The 17,676-nt window shown below is 60.8% G+C and carries 14 protein-coding genes; 5 read left to right on the top strand and 9 right to left on the bottom strand.

All coding sequences use genetic code 11. The features are described 5' to 3' along the window. Positions 1-20 precede the first annotated feature (20 nt). From HKK52_RS23680 to HKK52_RS23655, 6 genes are all read right to left on the bottom strand, one after another. On the bottom strand, positions 21-845 hold the full coding sequence (locus HKK52_RS23680; protein WP_169372820.1) for an ABC transporter permease: 825 nt from the start codon (positions 843-845) through the stop codon (positions 21-23). Between the two features lie 12 nt (positions 846-857). Further along, on the bottom strand, positions 858-2,105 hold the full coding sequence (locus HKK52_RS23675; protein ID WP_169372819.1) for an ABC transporter permease: 1,248 nt from the start codon (positions 2,103-2,105) through the stop codon (positions 858-860). A 193-nt stretch (positions 2,106-2,298) separates the two neighbouring features. Then, positions 2,299-3,342, bottom strand: a complete 1,044-nt coding sequence (locus HKK52_RS23670) for an ABC transporter substrate-binding protein (RefSeq protein WP_123513023.1) — start codon at positions 3,340-3,342, stop codon at positions 2,299-2,301. A gap of 49 nt (positions 3,343-3,391) precedes the next feature. Continuing rightward, positions 3,392-4,516, bottom strand: coding sequence for an ABC transporter ATP-binding protein (locus HKK52_RS23665; RefSeq protein WP_149659561.1), 1,125 nt, complete (start codon positions 4,514-4,516; stop codon positions 3,392-3,394). A 329-nt stretch (positions 4,517-4,845) separates the two neighbouring features. Continuing rightward, positions 4,846-5,475 (bottom strand): response regulator, encoded by a 630-nt coding sequence (locus HKK52_RS23660; RefSeq protein WP_169372818.1) that lies wholly within the window; start codon positions 5,473-5,475, stop codon positions 4,846-4,848. Next, positions 5,476-7,875: a PAS domain-containing sensor histidine kinase gene (locus HKK52_RS23655; protein ID WP_169372817.1), complete on the bottom strand. Its 2,400-nt coding sequence runs from the start codon at positions 7,873-7,875 to the stop codon at positions 5,476-5,478. A gap of 73 nt (positions 7,876-7,948) precedes the next feature. On the opposite strand from HKK52_RS23655, the gene HKK52_RS23650 reads away from it, so the two are divergent. Continuing rightward, positions 7,949-8,941 (top strand): alpha/beta hydrolase family protein, encoded by a 993-nt coding sequence (locus HKK52_RS23650; RefSeq protein WP_169372816.1) that lies wholly within the window; start codon positions 7,949-7,951, stop codon positions 8,939-8,941. A gap of 138 nt (positions 8,942-9,079) precedes the next feature. Here HKK52_RS23650 and HKK52_RS23645 read toward each other — a convergent pair whose 3' ends face one another. From HKK52_RS23645 to HKK52_RS23635, 3 genes are read right to left on the bottom strand one after another with little or no spacing between them, the layout of a single operon-like run. Further along, positions 9,080-9,847, bottom strand: a complete 768-nt coding sequence (locus HKK52_RS23645) for a TerB family tellurite resistance protein (protein ID WP_169372815.1) — start codon at positions 9,845-9,847, stop codon at positions 9,080-9,082. Between the two features lies 1 nt (position 9,848). Beyond that, complete coding sequence (gene murU, locus HKK52_RS23640; protein ID WP_169372814.1) at positions 9,849-10,520, bottom strand: N-acetylmuramate alpha-1-phosphate uridylyltransferase MurU; 672 nt, start codon at positions 10,518-10,520, stop codon at positions 9,849-9,851. After that, positions 10,517-11,536 (bottom strand): aminoglycoside phosphotransferase family protein, encoded by a 1,020-nt coding sequence (locus tag HKK52_RS23635; protein WP_169372813.1) that lies wholly within the window; start codon positions 11,534-11,536, stop codon positions 10,517-10,519. The genes murU and HKK52_RS23635 overlap by 4 nt, the downstream gene beginning before the upstream one ends. Before the next feature lie 131 nt (positions 11,537-11,667). On the opposite strand from HKK52_RS23635, the gene HKK52_RS23630 reads away from it, so the two are divergent. From HKK52_RS23630 to rsmA, 4 genes are read left to right on the top strand one after another with little or no spacing between them, the layout of a single operon-like run. Next, complete coding sequence (locus HKK52_RS23630; protein WP_169372812.1) at positions 11,668-14,472, top strand: LPS-assembly protein LptD; 2,805 nt, start codon at positions 11,668-11,670, stop codon at positions 14,470-14,472. Beyond that, positions 14,453-15,769, top strand: coding sequence for a peptidylprolyl isomerase SurA (gene surA / locus HKK52_RS23625; protein ID WP_169372811.1), 1,317 nt, complete (start codon positions 14,453-14,455; stop codon positions 15,767-15,769). The genes HKK52_RS23630 and surA overlap by 20 nt, the downstream gene beginning before the upstream one ends. Then, positions 15,766-16,755, top strand: coding sequence for a 4-hydroxythreonine-4-phosphate dehydrogenase PdxA (gene pdxA / locus HKK52_RS23620; RefSeq protein WP_169372810.1), 990 nt, complete (start codon positions 15,766-15,768; stop codon positions 16,753-16,755). Before surA ends, pdxA begins: the two co-directional genes overlap by 4 nt. Next, positions 16,752-17,570, top strand: coding sequence for a 16S rRNA (adenine(1518)-N(6)/adenine(1519)-N(6))-dimethyltransferase RsmA (rsmA, locus tag HKK52_RS23615; protein WP_123513043.1), 819 nt, complete (start codon positions 16,752-16,754; stop codon positions 17,568-17,570). The genes pdxA and rsmA overlap by 4 nt, the downstream gene beginning before the upstream one ends. The last annotated feature ends 106 nt before the right edge of the window (positions 17,571-17,676 follow it).

Below are 17,676 nucleotides of genomic sequence, written 5' to 3'. Positions count from 1 at the left end.
GGAACGATCAGCGGTGCAGGTCAGACCTGCGCGGTACGCAGTTTCTCGCTACGCCCACGCAACCATTCCAGGGTCAGCAGCAGGATCACCGAGAACGCAATCAGCAACGTCGCGGCGGCGGCAATCGTCGGGCTGAGGTTTTCGCGGATGCCGCTGAACATCTGCCGTGGCAGGGTCGCTTGCTCAGGGCCGGCGAGGAACAGCGTCACCACCACTTCATCGAACGAAGTGGCGAAGGCAAACAGCGCACCCGAGATCACACCCGGTGCGATCAACGGCAAGGTCACCCGACGGAACGCGGTCAACGGCGAAGCACCGAGGCTGGCAGCCGCCCGCACCAGATTGTGGTTAAACCCCTGCAACGTGGCTGACACCGTGATGATCACAAACGGCACACCCAACACTGCATGCACCACGATCAACGAGAAGAAGCTGTTGCCCAGGCCCAACGGCGCGAAGAACAGATAACTCGCCACACCAATGATCACCACCGGCACCACCATCGGCGAAATCACCAGCGCCATCACCAGCGCCTTGCCCGGGAAGTCACCACGGGTCAGGCCAATCGCCGCCAGCGTGCCGAAGATCATCGCCAGAACCGTGGCCGCCGGGGCAACGATGATGCTGTTCTTCAACGAGCGCATCCATTCCGCCGAGGCAAAGAAGTCCTGATACCAGTGCAGCGAGAAACCTTGCAGCGGGTACACCAGGAAACTCCCGGAGTTGAACGACAACGGAATGATCACCAGCACCGGCAGAATCAGGAACAACAGCACCAACCCGCAGAGAATCCGCAAACTGTAGAACCACACCCGCTCGATGGGCGACATATAAGGACTCAGCATTTCATTCTCCCCTTAGCTCAGGCGCAGGCGACTGGCGCCCACCAGCCAGCTGTAAATCAGATAAAGCACCACGGTCGCCAACAGCAGCAACCCACCGAGTGCGGTCGCCATGCCCCAGTTGATGCTGGTGTTGGTGTAGAAGGCGACGAAGTAGCTGACCATCTGATCGTTCGGGCTGCCCAGCAACGCCGGAGTGATGTAGTAGCCGATGGCAAGAATGAACACCAACAGGCAACCGGCGCCGACACCGGCATAGGTCTGCGGGAAGTACACCCGCCAGAAACTGGCGAACGGGTGGCAACCGAGGGAAATCGCGGCACGCATGTAGGTCGGTGAGATGCCTTTCATCACGCTGTAGATCGGCAAAATCATGAATGGCAGCAGGATGTGCACCATCGAGATATAGACCCCGGTGCGGTTGAACACCAATTCCAGCGGCTTATCGATGATGCCCATGGCCATCAGGCCGCTGTTGATCAGCCCGCCGGATTGCAGCAACACGATCCACGCGGCGACGCGCACCAGGATTGAGGTCCAGAACGGTAGCAGCACCAGAATCATCAACAGGTTGCTTTGCCGTGATGGCAGGTTCGCCAGCAGATACGCCAATGGGTACGCCAGCACCAGGCAAATCAGGGTGATGATCAGGCCCATCCAGAACGTGCGGGCAAAGATATCGAGGTAGATCGCTTGATCGGGGGTGGCCGGGGCCACTTCGCCGAGGTCGTCGATCCGGTGATCGACCGCCGCCAGCAAGTAATACGGCGTGATGCTGCTGGTGTTGCGCCGCACGGCCTGCCAATAGGCCGGATCGCCCCAGCGTTCGTCGAGCGCTTCCAGCGCTTCTTTATAAGAGGCCGGTTCAGTGGCGAACGGCAAGGCGCGGGCGGTTTTGGTCAGCAGGCTGCGATAGCCGGCCAACTCCATGTTCAAGCGCTTGGACAAGTCGCCCAAGGTCTGGTTTTTGCGCGCTTCAGCGAGGTCTTCGCTGGCGGCTTTGTAAACCGGTTCAGCGGGCAGGCCGCGACCATCCCAACTGGCGATAGCCGTCACGGTGCGCGGCATGCCGCCGACCACTTCCGGGTTACCGACACTTTTGTAGAGCAGCGCCACAATCGGCACCAGGAACACCAGCAACAGAAACAGCACCAGCGGTGCAATCAAGGCCTGGGCCTTCCAGCGATTGATTCGCTCGGCGTGCCTGAGCCGCTGCTTCAAGGTGGGGTCAGTGCCCGCGTTCAGGGGAACGGCGATAGCCATGGCGTACTCCGGAAATCTTTGATCGTTACAGAGGAAGACAGGCAACCTCTGATCTTGATAACTACATACTGATCGTTCCCACGCTCTGCGTGGGAATGCCGCCCGTGACGCTCCGCGTCCCTGTGACGCAGAGCGTCACAGGATGCGTTCCCACGCAGAGCGTGGGAACGATCATTAGCCCACAGGGTTGTGGTTACTTCGCAGCCCAGGAATTGAAGCGCTGCTCCAGTTGCTCGCCGTTGTCAGCCCAGAAGCTGACGTCGATCTGCACCTGATTGGCGATGTTTTCCGGGGTGGTCGGCATGTCTTTCAACACATCCTTGGCCAGCAACGGTACGGCTTGGGTGTTGGCCGGACCGTAGGCGATGTTTTCCGAGTAGGTCTTCTGCTGCTGCGGCATGACCGAGTAAGCGATGAATTTCTTCGCTGCTTCGGCACGGGTTTTATCCAGGCCTTTTGGAATCGCCCACGCGTCGAAGTCGTAGATCCCGCCGTTCCACACCACTTTCAGGTTGCTTTCTTTCTGTACCGCAGCGATCCGGCCGTTGTAGGCCGAGCTCATGACCACGTCACCGGAGGCGAGGTATTGCGGCGGCTGTGCGCCGGCTTCCCACCACTGAATGCTTGGTTTCAGCTCATCAAGTTTCTTGAACGCGCGGTCCTGGCCATCCTTGCCGGCCAGCACTTTGTAGACGTCTTTCGGCGCAACGCCGTCGGCCATCAGAGCGAATTCCAGGGTGTACTTGGCGCCTTTACGCAGGCCACGCTTGCCGGGGAATTTCTTGGTGTCCCAGAAATCGACCCAGCTAGTCGGTGCGGAGGCCAGTTTGTCGGCGTTGTAGGCCAACACCGTCGACCACACGAAGAAGCCCACGCCGCATGGCTGGATCGCGCCTTTGACGTAGTCTTCGGACTTGCCGAACAGCTTCGGATCGAGCTGCTCGAACATGTCTTCGTCGCAACCACGGGACAATTCTGGCGATTCAACTTCTACCAGGTCCCAGGACACGCTCTTGGTATCGACCATGGCTTTGACCTTGGCCATCTCGCCGTTGTATTCGCCGGCGACGATCTTGCCGTTGCCCGCCGCTTCCCACGGTGCGTAGAAAGCCTTGGTCTGAGCGGCCTTGTTCGCCCCGCCGAAGGACACCACGGTCAGGTCCGGGCCCGCCGCCATCGCGTGTGCCGCACCGATCATGCCCATGACCAAAGCGGTGAATTTCAGGGATCTCAACATTTATTGTTCTCTCCACGTGCAGGGTTGGTGTTGGTATTGCGGGGGGCGATCAATGCGCCTCTAGAAGTGGATCGAGCGCGCGAACGTGCTCAACCTGCCAGCCAAGTGGTACCACGTCGCCAACCGCCAGTTCGGGATCGAGCTCGGCAATCGGTTGTTTCACGAAGAAATCGGTCTTGCCGCAGACTTCCAGGCGCACCCGGACGTGGTCGCCCAGATAGATGAATTCCGCCACCCGCCCTGAGAAGCGGTTGACGCAGGATTCGCTCGAACCATTGAGGCTCACGCGTTCCGGGCGAATCGACAGCGTGACGGGTTCGCCGGTCTGGCCGACGTTGACCGCCAGGGCTTCAACCTTTTCACCGCGCCCCAGCTCGACAATGCAGCGGTCGCCGGTGTGGCTGTGCAAGCGGCCGTTGAGGCGGTTGTTCTCGCCGATGAAGTTGGCGACGAAGGTATTTTTCGGTTCCTCGTAGAGGGTGCGCGGCGGGGCGATTTGCTGGATTTCGCCCTGGTGGAACACCGCCACGCGGTCGGACATGGTCAGGGCTTCACCCTGGTCGTGGGTCACGTAGACCACGGTCACACCGAGGCGCTGGTGCAGGTGTTTGATTTCCATCTGCATGTGTTCGCGCAGTTGTTTATCCAGCGCGCCGAGAGGTTCGTCCATCAACACCAGTTGCGGTTCGAACACCAACGCACGGGCCAGCGCCACACGCTGTTGCTGACCACCGGACAGTTGCGCCGGGTAGCGCTGGGCGAACGCATCGAGCTGGACCATGCTCAGGACTTTCTTGACCTTGTCGCTGACGTCGCTCTTGTTCAAGCCGCGCACGGTCAGCGGGAAGGCCAGGTTCTCGGACACGGTCATGTGCGGGAACAGCGCGTAGTTCTGGAACACCATGCCGATGTCGCGCTTGTGCGGCGGCACGTTGTTGATGGAGCGCCCGGCCAGCAGGATTTCGCCGGCGGTCGGGGTTTCGAAACCGGCGAGCATCATCAGGCTGGTGGTCTTGCCGGAGCCGGACGGCCCGAGCAAGGTGAGGAATTCGCCTTTGCGAATGTCCAGGTTGAGGTCTTTGACGATCAGGTTCTCGCCGTCGTAGCTTTTTTGCACTCCACGAAAGCTGACCAGAATGTCATTGGCCCCTGCACTTGAATCGACCTGGCTCATACCCACACCTTTGTTGTTGATGACTGCTTGTGGGCTAAGCCTAGTGGACGCTGGGGACCACGCAAATCGGGGCGCAGGAGAGAATCGCCTCAGCCGGGTGGAAGGTTGGGGGTAGGGATTGCCCTACAAGGATGGCGCGTTTGGGCAAACGCAGCGGTGAGCAGTCAGCGATAAGCCGCAAGGACAAGCAAAAGCGCTTTTGCAGGCATGTCGCAAATAGATATGCCGACACAATCCCTGTAGGAGCGAGGCTTGCCCGCGAAGCTTTTAGCGCCTGTGAGGACGCCTTCGCGGGCAAGCCTCGCTCCTACAGGGGATCGCGTTCTTTATTAGAGAAGTTTGTGTTCCATCGCGTACTTCACCAGTTCCGCCAGGGACGTGATGTTGAGCTTTTGCATCAGCCGCGCCTTGTGGGTGCTGATGGTTTTGCTGCTCAGGGCCAGTTGCTGGGCGATGTCGTTGACGTTGGCGCCCCGGGCCAGGCGCTCGAACACCGAGAATTCACGCTCCGACAATAAGGAGTGCAACGGCCGTGAATCGGTCAGGCCGACTTCGAAGACCATGCGGTCGGCCAGGTCCGGGTCGATGTAGCGCCCGCCCGCCGCGACTTTGCGGATCGCCGTCAGCAACAACGCCGGATCGCTGTCCTTGGTCGCATAGCCCGCAGCACCGATCTTCAACGCCCGGGCGGCCATTTGCGCCTCGTCGTGCATCGACAGCACCAGGATCGCCGGCGGGTTGTTCAGAGCGCGGATCCGTGGAATCGCTTCCAAGCCATTGACCCCGGGCATGGAGATGTCCAGCAACACCACTTCGCAGGGCACGTGACGCAGGGTTTCGAGCAACTGCTCGCCATTGCTCGCCTCCCCCACCACCAGCAAGTCCTTGGCCAGGCCGATCAATTGCTTGATGCCTTCGCGGACGATGGTGTGGTCTTCGGCTACCAGTACACGGATCACTTACTTCTCCTCATCCAGCGGCACTCGCACACTCAGGGTCGTGCCTTCACCCGGCTCACTTTCAAGCAATAACTGCCCACCCATGATCAGCACCCGTTCGCGCATTCCGACGACGCCAAAGGATGTCGGCCGGCCAGTGGTGGGAACAAATCCTACGCCATCATCGCTGACGGTCAGGCACAACTCGTCGCCTTCCAGCGCCAGTGTCAGTTCGACAGTATGCGCCTGGGCATGGCGCATGACATTGGTCAGCGCTTCCTGAAGAATGCGGAACAAGCCAATCGCCTTGGCATCGCTGAGCACCGGCAGATTCTCCGGCACCTGCACCAGGCACGGAATCTGTGTACGCGCCTCGAAACGGCGGGCCTGCCACTCGATGGCCGAAGCGATCCCGGCATCGAGAATCGGTGGCCGCAGCGCCGTAGCCACATCCCGCACCAGTTGGAACAGTTGAGCGATCAAGCGCTTCATGCTGTTCAGCCTTTCCTGCAAGCCGGGATCAAGCTGGGCGTAGGCCAGTTCGCACATGGAGGTTTCCAGTTTCAACACGGTCAGCATCTGCCCCAACTCATCGTGTACTTCCCGGGCGATACGGGCCTTTTCCTCTTCCCGCACGCTTTCCAGGTGTGCCGACAATTCGCGCAGTTGCTCCCGGGAACTGGCCAGTTCCAGTTCGATGCGCTTGCTTTCGCTGATGTCCCAGACAATCCCGTCCCAGACATAGGCGCCATCCTCCAGGCGCCGGGTGATGGCCTTGATCTCGGCCCAGCGCTGCTCGCCCGAACGGGTCAGGATTCGTCCCTGCCATGACCAGTCACTGTCAGTGTCCAGCGCATGATCCTGGGTCCGGTGATAACTGGCCTTGTCGTCCGGGTGCACCAGGCTGCGCAGACCTTTATCTCGATGGGCCAACGTCGCCGGCGAGTAGCCGACCAGGCTCTCGCTGCCTTCACTGATGTAGGCAAAGTCAATTTGCCCGGTCACCGGCGCCCGTTCCAGGCGAAAGACCAATCCGGGCACGTTGGCGGCGATCCCTTGCAACCGCGCCTCGCTTTCCTGCAACGCAGCCAGGGCACGGCGGCGTTCGGTGACGTCATTCAGGTACACGACCAGGTATTCGCCGTCGCGAAAACGCAGGAAGCTCAACGAAACATCCGCGGGCAGGACGCTGCCGTCGGCGCGAACGCAATTGGTTTCGAAGCTTTGCGGCCCTTCTTCACTGGCCCGGGCGCGTTTCCACAGGTTGAGCCAGCGGTCCATGTGCAGACCGGGTTCGAAGTCGATCAACGGACGGTCGATGATCCCGCCGGACGGATAACCGAGCATGGTTTCGGCGGCACGGTTGGCGTAACGCACGTGGCTGTCCCAATTGACCCACAGGATGCCGACGGTGCTTTGATCGATGGAAAACTGGGTCAGGCGCAGGGCTTCTTCACTGGCCTGGCGCAGGGCGATGTCTTGCCGCGCCGCCAGCAGCCGTTGCTCCAGGCTGTGTTGCTGGCGTCGCTGCCAGAGCACGATGGCGATGCTGCTCAGCAGCAACATCGCCAACAGCAGGCAAAGGTTTTGCCAGAATCCCGGGGACTCGGACAATCGCGGGTATTTGGGTTGCAGCCATTGGTTGTGCAGTTGCTCCAGATCCTTGGCCGGGATCGCCCGCAACGCGCTTTCGACGATACCCGCCAGCTCCGGCCAGTCCCGGCGCGTGGCCACGCGCAGCAACTGCGGCAAGCCGATGTCGCCCACCACGACCAATCCGGCAAATTCAGGCTCGGCGGACAAACGTCCCAGTTGCGCCTCATCGACCACGGCGTACCCGGCCTGCTGGCTCAACAGCAACTGCAACGCCTGACGCTCGATCGGCACGCCTTGCAGGTTCAGATGGGGAAAATTGCTGCGCAGGTAATCGGCGGTGACGCTGGGCATGCGCACGGCGACGCGGGTCTGGCTGTCGAGTTTTTCCAGCTCTACGACGCCGGCGCCCTTCTGGTCGCTGACCACCAGTTGCGGCACGCGCATGTACGGGTCGGAAAACTGCCAGAGCCGCAGCCCGCCGGGAGTTTGGGTCAGCCCCGGGGCGATATCGACTTCGCCCTCGCGTACGGCTTGTTCCAGCTGTTCGACGTCGGGGAAATTGCGCCAGCTCAGCTCGACCTTGAGCGACGTGGCCAGCCACTTCATCAGCTCGACGTTGACCCCGGACAAGCGCTGCAAGCGGCGATCGTATTGCGCATACGGCGCCTGCAACACCAGACCAACGCGCAATTCGCCATGCTGTGCCAGCCATTGCTGCTGGGCCGTCGACAATTGCGCAACGTGCGCCGGTGGCGCGGGCGCCGCCCAACTCATCAAGGGAAACCACAAACAGCCGATAACCCACAGGCAGCGAAAACGCATCATTGAAGTCCCACACACTGACAAATACTGACCAACCCATTAGGCTGCCGGAATAACTTCTGGCCTGGAATATCCGATGCCCCCTGTCTACCGCCTGGCACTGCCAGCATTGTGCCTGTCGCTGATCCTGCCTTGCGCCTTTTCCGTCGAAGCCGCCGACCCTGCTCCTGCCACGGAAAAACCTGCCGAAGCAAAACCGGTCGAACGCCAGCCGCTGCTTGAGCGTAGTCAGGAAGAAGCGACCGCACTTGAGCGACAAATCCCCGCCCAGGAACAGCAACAGCTCCAGGCTGGCGCCGACACATTTCTCGCCCTGTGGAAGCCGGCCAACACCGCCGAACCCAAGGGCGCGGTGATTATCATCCCCGGCGCCGGCGAGACCGTTGACTGGCCGCAAGCAATCAGCCCTTTGCGCAACAAATTGCCGGACGCCGAGTGGAGCAGCCTGAGTATCACCTTGCCGGACCTGCAAAGCGATGCCATTGCGCCACGCGTCGCCGAAGTACCGCCGACGATCAAAGCCCCTGAGACTGGCAGCAAAGACTCGACCACCGCGACGCCCATCGAGCAAGCGGCCAGCGGTGAAGCGGACGTCGCCGATAAAGCGGTCGTGGAAACCACCGAAGAACAGTCCAAGGCTGATGCCGAGCGAATCTTTGCGCGCATCGACGCGGCCATCGCCTATGCCGAGCAGCAAAGTGCGCGCCGCATCGTCGTGCTGGGTCATGGCACCGGCGCTTACTGGGCCGCACGCTACCTCAGCGAGAAGCAGCCTTCGCAAGTGGAGAAATTCGTGATGGTCGCGGCGCAGACGCCGCCGGCGGGTAAACCGGAGCTGGTAGAGCTGACGCCAACCCTCAAGCTGCCGACTGCCGATCTCTTCTATATGGACAAACCACTGGATCGCAATGCCGCACTTGCGCGCTTGCAAGCCAGCAAACGCCTGAAAACGTCTGCGTTCAGCCAGGTGTCGCTCAAGGCATTGCCGGGCAATACCAAGGCTGAGCAAGAGCAGTTGTTTCGCCGGGTGCGCGGGTGGTTGAATCCGCAGCCTGTGGCGGAGCAGTAGACCGCATCGCGTCCATTCGCGGGCAAGCCTCGCTCCTACAGGGTTTGTGTCGCTCACCGAAAATGGGAGCGACCAAACCCTGTAGGAGCGAGGCTTGCCCGCGAAGGCGGCTTCACTAACAACACAAACTAGATGCTGCTAACGAAAATCCCGCCGCGCCTTGATCAACGTATAGGCGTTATGCAATTCGCGCGTCTTGTCCGTCGCCTCGCGCACCTGCAACGCCGTCGCCCCCGAACCGGCAATCTTGTCCGGATGATGACGACTGAGCAGACGCCGATAAGCCCGCTTGATCTGCGCCGGCTCGCTGGTCGCCGACACCCCCAATAGCCGCATGGCGTCCTGATAAGTCACGGCGCTGCTCACTTGAGGGCGTTTATGCGGTTCATAGTCGTGCGCCAGCGCCAACACCTGCTGCGACGTCCAGCCCAACCATTTGCCCCATTGCGCCAGCAATTCACGTTCACTGCTGCCCGCGCGACCATCGGCCCAGACCATCCGCCAACAGGCGCGCAGCACGCCTTCGGCCGCATGGGGCTGGACACTCAAGCGCCGCAGATAGCCACGCAACCGGTCATGCCCGGTTTTGCCTCGATTGAACGCGGCAATCGCGCGCCGTTGCGCCGATTCGGTCATGTCCAGCGAACGCATCTCCTGACGCGCCTGCTGGATATGGCCATCCACCACGCGCCCGTCGCACTTGGCCAACCGGCCCAGCAACACGAACAACAGTTCATCATTACGCAGCGCCGGTCGGCCGCCGAGTTTTTCCCGCAAATGCGCCCAGCTCTGCAAGTGCAGGCGCCGGTCCAGCGCCTGCCCCAACAAGGCGCCGAGCATGGCCCCCGGAATGCTGGCTATGGCAAAGCCCGCTCCGGCTCCGATCAGAGTCCCTGGCCACAACATGTCAGCGTCTCGCTTCTATCAGGGTTTCGGCTTCGGCCAGACGTTCGTACGTGCCGACATCCACCCAATGCCCAGCCAGGTGTTCGCCGGTCACTTGCCCTGCGGCCATGGCCTGGCGAAACAGCGGCGCGAGCTTGAACGCCCCGGCCGAGCAGCCTTCGAACAGCTTCGGGTGCAGCACCGCGATGCCGCTGTAGGTCAGTGTCTCGGCATCCGCTTGCCCGTCGCGTACCTGGCCATCCACCAGAACGAAATCGCCGGTCGGGTGATGAGCCGGGTTGTCCGCCAGCACCAGGTGAGCCAACCCGGCAATGGGTTGGCGCAGCGCGCGGAAGTCGTAATCGGTCCAGATATCACCGTTGACCACCACAAACGCTTCGTCACCCAGCAACGGCAAGGCACGGAAAATCCCGCCACCGGTCTCCAGTGGTTCACCTTCCGGCGAATACTGAATACTGAGGCCGTAACGCGAACCATCACCCAAGTAGTCTTCGATCTGCTGGCCAAGCCAGGCGTGGTTGATCACGATCTCGGTAAACCCGGCCGCCGCCAGCGCGCGCAGGTGATACTCGATCAACGGCACACCGCCGGCACGCACCAGCGGCTTGGGGGTGGTCAGGGTCAGCGGACGCATGCGCTCGCCTTTGCCCGCCGCGAGAATCATTGCCTTCATGCCGGACCTCCAGCACGCAAACTGGCCAGCAACACATCCAGCTCCGCCAGTTCGGGACGACGGGCGATCACTGCGTCTATATAAGTAAAGAAACGCGGCACATCGGCGAGGTAGCGCGGCTTGCCGTCGCGGTGGCAGATACGGGCGAAGATGCCGATCACTTTCAAGTGACGCTGCACGCCCATCAGGTCGCTGGCACGGTGGAACTCTTCGAAGTCAGGCTGCACCGGAATGCCCAGCGCGCCGGCCTGCTGCCAGTAATCCTGCAGCCAGGCGAGCACGCGTTCTTCGGGCCAACTGAGGAATGCGTCCTTGAACAGGCAGGTCACGTCGTAAGTCACCGGGCCATAGACCGCGTCCTGGAAATCCAGCACGCCAGGATTCGGCTCGCTGAGCATCAGGTTGCGCGGCATGTAGTCGCGGTGCACCAACACGGTCGGCTGGGCCAGGGCGCTGTCGATCAACAGATCGCTGGCCTGTTGCCAGAGCATTTGCTGGGCAGCGTCAAACTCGATGCCCAGTTCATGCTTGACGTACCACTCAGGGAACAATTCCAGCTCGCGACGCAGCAATGCCACGTCGTAACTTGGCAACGGCGCCACCATCGGCAATTGCTGAAAAGCCAACAGCGCCTGCAGGGCATCCTTGAACAAATCGTCGGCATTTTCGCTGTCGATCACGTCCAGATACGTCTTGCTGCCCAGGTCATTGAGCAAAAGAAATCCGCGATCGAGGTCTTCGGCATAAATTTTCGGCACATTTATTCCGGATTTCGCCAGCAAAAAAGCCATGTCCACAAAGGGTTTGCAGTTTTCCTGGGGCGGTGGAGCGTCCATCACGATGAAACTTTTGCCCTCGCCTTCCCAGCGGAAATAGCGCCGGAAACTCGCGTCGCTACTGGCCGCGGTCAACGTGGCCGGGGGCACGGCGCCCCAGCCTTGCTCGGCAAAGAGGGTCGCCAACTGTTCGTCGAGCCAAACTTTCAGGTGTTGCAAGCGTACATCTTGGTCAGGCATTACAAGGGTCTCCGACGGCGCTAGCCGTCAAGCGGGTCATGCTTTATTATCCAGCATCTTTTTCAGACCATCGAGAGGCGTGCGGCCCACCACCGCGGGCAGATGGCACGCAGGAAGCCCGGACTAATAAGATGGCATTGAAATCCCCCGCGTTTCGTAAAAAATTTCCGTTGTTGGTTACCGGCAGTCTGCTGGCCCTGCAACCCCTAGCCACTTCCTACGTGGTCGCCGCGGAACAGTATGACTGCTCAGTCTCTGCTTCGGGTGCCTGGGACTGTGCGCCCAAGTCGCCGGCAGCAGCCTTGCCGCCGCGACCCGTCCATGACGGCAGCGCAACAGCCACCGCGAACGGCGAAGCTCCAGCCCAGAACGGCTCCAGCGAAGACACCGGCGCCAAGCCTGTACTCGTTACCGAGTCCAAGGGCCGTGGCCTGAAGTCCCGTAGCGCAGACTACAGTCACCTCGACTGGGTTCCGCGCGAGAAGCTCACTGCTGCGCAGTTGGCCGAAACCGGTCCTTACTGCTCTGGTTCCTATATCGAACCCATTCGTCCTGGCATGAATGACAAGACGAATAAAAGTGACGCTCCGACCTTTATCGGCGCGAAAGCTTCGCGCTATAACACCGAAGATCAGGTCGGCACGCTGGCCGGTGACGTGGTTTTGCGTCAGGGCAGCATGCAGGCCGAAGCCGACGAAGCCAGTCTGTACCAGGCCGAGAGCCGTGGCGAACTGAGCGGTAACGTGCGCATTCGCGACAACGGCGCATTGATCGTCGGCGACCACGCCGACGTGCAGCTCGACACCGGTGAAGCCAAGGTCGACAACGCCGAATACGTGATGCACAAATCCCGTATCCGCGGTAACGCGCTGTACGCCAAGCGTGCCGAGAACGCGATCATCCGCCTCAAGGATGGTACGTACACCACGTGCGAACCGAACAGCAACGCCTGGCAACTCAAGGGCAACAACATCACCTTGAACCCGGCCACCGGCTTCGGTACCGCGACCAACGTGACACTGCGGGTCAAGGACATTCCGGTCCTGTACACGCCGTACATCTACTTCCCGATCGACGACCGTCGCCAATCCGGTTTCCTGCCGCCGACCATCGGCACCGGCAGCGATACCGGTTTCATGCTGGTCACCCCGTACTACTTCAACCTGGCACCGAACTACGATGCCACGTTGTACCCGCGCTACATGAGCAAGCGTGGCATGTTGGTGGAAGGCGAGTTCCGTTACCTGACCAAGTCCAGCGAAGGTCAGTTCGGCGCCGCGTACCTCAACGACGACAACACCGATCGCAGCAAGCAGACCGATTACGAAAAAACCCGCTACATGTACAACTGGCAGCACAAGGGTGGCCTCGACTCGCGTGTGCTCACGCAGGTCGACTACACCAAGATCAGCGATCCGTACTACTTCCAGGATCTGCAGACTGACCAGATTGGCGTGAAAAGCGCAGATTACGTGAATCAGCAGGCTTCCGTAACGTACCGTGGCGATAGCTATACCGCAGCGGTAAACGCCCAGGCTTATCAGCTGGCGACCGTTTCGAACATCACGCCATACGATCGTTTGCCGCAGATCACCTTCAATGGCCAGCTGCCTTATCATCCGGAAGGTCTGGACTTCGATTACGAGACAGAACTTGTCCGTTTCGACCGAGACCTGAAAGACGGCACCTTCACCAATGAAGACGGCACGACCGTTGAGCCGCGCCTTGATAACAACGTGACCGGTCTCGCTCGCGCGAACGGCGATCGCTTGAACCTCAAGCCAGGTGTCAGCCTGCCGATGAATTGGACCTACGGGTTCTTGAAGCCATCGCTCAAGTACCAGTACACCCAGTATCAGCTGGATCTGGACGGCACCGGCAAGAACACCATCGCCAATCAGACTGCTGAGCAAAACAGGGTCAACGGCACTTTCGGCAGCAGCCAAAACCGCGGCGTTCCGATTGCCAGCATCGACAGCGGCCTGTACTTCGACCGCAATACCCAGTGGTTCGGCAAGAATTACCGCCAGACCCTGGAACCGCGCCTGTTCTACCTCTATGTACCTGAGGAAGACCAGAAAGATATTCCGGTATTCGACACCAGCGAATACACCTTCAACTATGCGTCGCTGTTCCGCGACAACCGCTTCTCCGGCTCCGACCGTGTCGGTGACGAGAACAAATTGTCCCTGGGCGTGACCAACCGCTGGATCGAAGACGACGGTTTCGAACGTCAACGCATCAGTGTCGGCCAGGCCTTGTACTTCAAGGACCGCGAAGTCCAGTTGCCGGGCATCGACGCGAAAACCCGCGACGACGCACACGCCAACGTTTCACCGTATGCGCTGGAATACGAATATCGCTGGAACCGCGATTGGCGCACCACCGCCGATTACAACTGGGACCCGGACAGTCGCAGCCCTCGCTCGGGTAGCGCAATGTTCCACTACCAGCCTGAAGACAATCCGAACAAGATCATCAACGCCGGCTATCGCTATCGCAATGACCAGGTCCGTTACGACCAGAACACCGGTAAATGGTCGGTGGGCGGAGGTGACTACGGCACCCCGGGACAACCTGGCTACGTGAAGGACTACTACAAGATCCAACAGCACGACTTCTCGGTGATGTGGCCGATCGTGCCGCACTGGAACGCCATCAGCCGCTGGCAGTATGACTACAACCGCAACCGTACCCTGGAAGCCTTCGGTGGTTTCGAGTACGACAACTGCTGCTGGAAACTGCGCCTGATCAACCGTTACTGGGTCAGCTATGACGAATTCAGTCAAAACGCGCCAGAAAACGAAAAAGGCGACCATGGCGTCTTCCTCCAAATTGTTCTGAAGGGACTCGGCGGCCTCACCGGCGCCAAGGTAGAGAGCTTCCTCGACAAAGGCATTCAAGGTTATCGTGAACGTGAAGACCAAGCTTTCTGATTGTCTGCGCCCGCTAGTGCTGGGCGCGCTGTTCCTGGGTACCGCGGCTAACGCCGCGGTACAGTCCATCGACAAAGTGGTGGCCATCGTCGACAACGACGTGGTCATGCAGAGCCAACTGGACCAACGGGTCCACGAAGTTCAGCAAACCATCGCCAAACGCGGTACTGCCGTGCCGCCGGCCAGCGTGCTGGATCAGCAGGTACTGGAGCGCCTGATCGTCGAAAACCTGCAATTGCAGATCGGCGAACGTTCCGGCATCCGCATTACCGATGAAGAACTGAACCAGGCCGTCGGCACCATTGCCCAGCGCAACAACATGTCGATCGATCAATTCCGCGCCGCCCTGGCCCACGACGGTCTGTCTTACGACGACGCCCGTGACCAGATTCGCCGCGAGATGATCATCAGCCGTGTGCGTCAGCGCCGGGTAGCCGAGCGCATCCAGGTGTCCGAGCAGGAAGTGAAGAACTTCCTCGCGTCCGACCTGGGCAAAATGCAGCTGTCCGAAGAATTCCGTTTGGCCAACATCCTGATTCCTACGCCGGAAAGCGCCAACTCCGATGCGATTCAGGCTGCAGCCAAACAAGCGGACGCGGTGTATCAGCAACTCAAGCAAGGCGCTGACTTCGGTCAGTTGGCAATCGCCAAATCCGCCAGCGAAACCGCACTGGAAGGCGGCGACATGGGCTTCCGCAAAGCGGCCCAGTTGCCACCTCCGTTCGATCGCATGCTGAGCACCATGGCTGTCGGCGACATCACTCAGCCAATGCGCACCCCGGGCGGCTTCATCATTCTGAAGATCCTCGACAAGCGTGGCGGCGAGACCCAGGTGCGTGACGAAGTGCACGTGCGTCACATCCTGGTCAAACCTAGCCCGATCCGTGACGAAGCTAAAACCAAGGCTTTGGCCCAGTCGCTCTACACCCGAATCGAAGCGGGCGAAGATTTCGGCGAACTGGCGAAAAGCTTCTCGGAAGATCCGGGTTCCGCCCTCAACGGCGGCGACCTGAACTGGATCGACCCGAACGCATTGGTGCCCGAGTTCCGCGAAGTGATGGCCAAGACCCCGCAAGGTCAGCTGTCCAAGCCGTTCCAGACCCAATATGGCTGGCACGTCCTGGAAGTCCTTGGCCGTCGCGCTACCGACAGCACCAGCCAGGCCCGCGAGCAGCAAGCAATGACCGTACTGCGTAACCGCAAATACGACGAAGAGCTGCAAACCTGGCTGCGTCAGATCCGTGACGAAGCGTACGTAGAGATCAAACTCCCTGGTGCAGACCAGGCAGCGCAGTGAAACCGAAGCGTTTCGCGCTGACACCCGGCGAACCGGCCGGCATAGGTCCCGACCTGTGTCTGCTGCTCGCCTCGCAAGCCCAGCCACATCCCCTGATTGCCATTACCAGCCGCGACCTGCTCATCGAGCGGGCCGCGCAGCTGGGCGTGGTCGTCGACATGCTGCCGGTCACCCCGGGCAATTGGCCGGATGCTCCGGCTCCGGCCAACAGCCTGTATGTCTGGGATACCCCGCTCAACGCCAAGGTCACGGCCGGGCAACTGGACAAGGCCAATGCGGCGTTCGTCCTGGAAACCCTGACGCGCGCGGGCCAAGGCTGCATGGACGGGCATTTCGCCGGGATGATCACCGCACCAGTGCACAAGGGCGTGATCAACGAGTCCGGGATCGCTTTTTCCGGACACACGGAATTCCTCGCCGACCTGACCCACACCGCGCAAGTGGTGATGATGCTGGCCACCCGCGGATTGCGCGTGGCGCTGGTCACCACTCACCTGCCGCTGCGCGAGATTGCCGATGCAATCACCCCGGAGCGCCTGGAACGGGTCACGCGGATTCTGTACACCGACCTGCAAGAAAAATTCGGCATTGCCCAGCCGCGTATCCTGGTGTGCGGGCTCAACCCCCACGCCGGAGAAGGCGGACACTTGGGCCATGAAGAAATCGACATCATCGAACCCACCTTAGAGCGCCTGCGCGGCGAGGGCATGGACCTTCGCGGTCCCCTGCCCGCCGACACTCTGTTTACCCCCAAATATCTGGAGCACTGCGACGCGGTGCTGGCGATGTACCACGACCAGGGCCTGCCGGTGCTGAAGTACAAAGGCTTCGGCGCGGCAGTCAACGTGACCCTCGGCTTGCCAATCATCCGCACATCGGTGGACCACGGCACAGCCCTGGACCTGGCCGGTAGCGGAAAAATCGACACCGGCAGCCTGCAAGTCGCCCTGGAAACCGCCTACCAGATGGCCGAGACCCGTTTATGACCGAGCATTACCAACACAAGGCGCGCAAACGCTTTGGCCAGAACTTCCTGCACGATGCCGGCGTTATCGACCGCATCCTGCGCGCCATCCGCGCCAAACCCGAAGACCGCCTGCTGGAAATCGGCCCGGGCCAGGGTGCCCTGACCCAAGGCCTGCTCAACAGCGGTGCGCAATTGGACGTGGTGGAACTGGACAAGGACCTGATCCCGATCCTCAACCAGCAATTCGCCGGTAAGGACAACTTCAACCTGCACCAGGGCGACGCGCTGAAGTTCGACTTCAACAGCCTCAATGCCGCGCCGAACAGCCTGCGTGTGGTCGGTAACCTGCCGTACAACATCTCGACCCCACTGATTTTCCACCTGCTGAACAACGCCGGCATCATTCGCGACATGCACTTCATGCTGCAGAAAGAAGTGGTCGAGCGTCTGGCGGCAGGGCCTGGCGGCGGTGACTGGGGTCGTCTGTCGATCATGGTTCAGTACCACTGCCGGGTCGAACACCTGTTCAACGTCGGACCTGGCGCGTTTAATCCGCCGCCGAAAGTCGACTCGGCCATCGTGCGCCTGGTGCCTCACGACGTACTGCCGCACCCGGCGAAGGATCACAAGCTGCTGGAGCGCGTCGTGCGCGAAGCCTTCAACCAGCGCCGCAAGACCCTGCGCAACACCCTCAAATTGCTGCTGAGCAACGACGAGATCGAAGCCGCCGGCGTCGATGGCAGCCTGCGTCCCGAGCAACTCGACCTAGCCGCTTTCGTGCGCCTGGCCGACAAGCTCAGCGAACAAGTCCTGCAGGCTCCTGCTGCCGACTGACAGGCGATGAGCGTGATCGGGTAGGACGCCGGACGCGATGTCTGGTTTACTACCCGATACTTGGCCTAGACTGAATCCCATCAGCTACGCCCCGCGTCCCGCTCCG

The sequence above is a fragment of the Pseudomonas sp. ADAK2 genome (assembly GCF_012935755.1).
GTDB lineage: Bacteria > Pseudomonadota > Gammaproteobacteria > Pseudomonadales > Pseudomonadaceae > Aquipseudomonas.
This window is presented reverse-complemented; position numbering and strand designations above follow the sequence as displayed.